This window comes from Propionivibrio sp. (assembly GCF_017995515.1).
In the GTDB taxonomy this organism is placed as follows: Bacteria; Pseudomonadota; Gammaproteobacteria; order Burkholderiales; family Rhodocyclaceae; genus Propionivibrio.
The window spans coordinates 1,735-4,333 of sequence record NZ_JAGOIT010000096.1; the positions used below are offsets into that span (position 1 = coordinate 1,735).

The 2,599-nt window shown below is 66.1% G+C and carries 1 protein-coding gene; it reads left to right on the forward strand.

The features are described from left to right. Positions 1 to 544: 544 nt before the first annotated feature. A partial coding sequence (locus KBA32_RS13820) for a DUF3683 domain-containing protein (protein ID WP_294359883.1) occupies positions 545 to 2,599 on the forward strand: 2,055 nt, incomplete at its 3' end.

Sequence of the window (2,599 nt, forward strand, 5' to 3'; positions counted from 1 at the left end):
GCACCAGGTCGCCGGCGTGACCAGCTATCGCCTGTTGGCCGCCGGGATGCCGAATGGCATTCTCTACGGCCCGCGTTCGCCGCAATACGAAAAGGACAAGAACGTCCGACCGTAAGCGCCAGCAAGCTAATCGGGGATGCACGGCGGCGCTGGTCCGGCTGCTGCGCGTCCCCAATGTTTATCCTTAAAACCTCAGTTGCACCGTGCAACACCCTTCGACACGCCCGCTGTGCGGGCTGCTCAGGGCGAACGGAGGTTTCACCCTATCGGTGCGCTCAAATAACCGCTCGTCCTGAGTCGTGAGCCTGTCGAATGATCGAAGGATGGGCGGTTTTTCGTAATTCGACTGAGGATTCTAGGTTAATGTCATTGATCGGCCAGCCGGCGGCTCATGCCGCCGGAGGGTCGGGTCGCAGCGGCACCGTTCGGGTCCGGCGGCAATCCGGGTGCGACGGGCGAAGGACTCAAGCGCGGCAACCGCGCGACGCCGAGTGGCAGCGTGGCAATCAGTTAAAATCCCGCCTTTGCAAGCCCCGGAAGCACCATGAACGCCCGTCTGCGCGAAATCCCCTACAACTACACCTCGTTTTCCGACCGCGAGATCGTCATTCGCCTGCTCGGTGCGGAAAACTGGGCGATCCTCGACCAGTTGCGCAGTCAGCGCGTCACCGGGCGGTCGGCGCGGATGCTTTACGAAGTGCTGGGCGACATCTGGGTCGTGCAGCGCAACCCGTATCTGGAAGACGACCTCTTGGCCAATCGCGAGCGACGCGACGCGCTGATCGCCGCGCTGCGGCACCGCCTGCACGAGATCGACAAGCGCCGGCAGGGCAACGACACGGTGCTCGGGCTGTACCAGGCGGCCGGTGCGGCGGTCGATGCCTTCGAGCGCCATTTCGCGACGACGGCCGAGTTGCGCCAGCGGGTACTGAAGACGCTTGTGCGTCACACGCGGCGCGACAACATCGCCTTCGACGGGCTGGCGCGCGTCACGCACGTGACCGACGCGACGGACTGGCGCGTCGAGTACCCCTTCGTCGTGCTCTATCCCGACACCGAGGACGAGATCGCGCCGCTGGTGCGCGGCTGCATCGAGCTCGGATTGACGATCATCCCGCGCGGCGGCGGCACCGGTTACACCGGCAGCGCCGTGCCGCTGACGCCGATGTCCGTCGTCATCAACACCGAGAAGCTGATCGACATCGGCCCGGTCGAGCAACTGCGCCTGCCGGGTTGCGACGAGACCTACGCGACGATCCGCACCGGCGCCGGCGTCGTCACCGACCGGGTTTCCGAAGCGGCCAGCAACGCCGGTTTCGTCTTCGCCGTCGACCCGACCTCGGCCAACGCTTCGTGCGTCGGCGGCAATATTGCGATGAACGCGGGCGGCAAGAAGGCCGTGCTGTGGGGTACGGCGCTCGACAATCTGGCGTGGTGGAAGATGGTCGACGTCGATGGTTACGTCATGGAAGTGACGCGCATCGGCCACAACTTCGGCAAGATCCACGAGCAGGCGCTGGTCCGCTTCGAGATCCGGCGTTTCGAATCGGACGGCAAGACACTGCGCGGCGAGGTCGAGAGACTCGAGATTCCGGGTAGCACCTTCCGCAAGGCCGGCCTCGGCAAGGACGTCACCGACAAGTTCCTCGCCGGCCTGCCGGGCATCCAGAAGGAAGGCACCGACGGCCTGATCGTCGCCGCGCGCTGGGTGCTGCACAGGATGCCGCCGCACACGCGCACCGTCTGTCTCGAGTTCTACGGGCAGGTGCGCGACGCCGTGCCGGCGATCGTCGAGATCACCGACTACTTCAAGCCGGGCGGTGCCGGCCACGCCGCCGGCGTGCTGCTCGCCGGCCTCGAACACCTCGACGAGCGCTACGTGAAGGCCGTCGGCTACGCCGCCAAGGCCAAGCGCAAGGGCGAGAAAGCCGGGCGCCCAAAGATGGTGCTGATCGGCGATCTGGTCGGCCACGACGATGCGGCGGTGATGGCCGCCGCGTCGGAAGTCGTACGGATGTGCAACCGACGCTCGGCCGAAGGCTTCATCGCCGTCGATGCCGACACGCGCAAGAAGTTCTGGCTCGACCGCGCGCGCACCGCCGCCATCTCGCGCCACACCAACGCCTTCAAGCTCAACGAGGACGTCGTCATTCCGCTGCCGCGCATGGGCGACTATTGCGACGGCGTCGAGCGCATCAATATCGAACTGTCGATCGATAACAAGCTGGCCCTGTGCGACGCCCTCGCCGAGTTCCTCGCCGGCGACCTGCCGCTGCACCGCGGCGACGCCAACCTCGACAACGCCGTGCTCATCGGCGACCAACGGCAAGCGGCGCTGGACACCATCACTGCGGTGCGCGAACGCTGGCAATGGCTGCTCGACCACCTCGACCTGGCGCTCGCCGACGCCGAATCCCATTTCGAAGCGCTCGGTGTCACCGCCACGACAGCCAACGCGAGCGACAGCCGCACCCTCTTCCACCGCGTGCAGGATCATTCGGTGCGCGTGTCGTGGAAGACTGAACTCAAGCCGCAGCTCGACGACGTCTTCGCCGGCAACGTCTTCCGCCTGGTGCGCGAGCGCATCGAGGCGATCCAC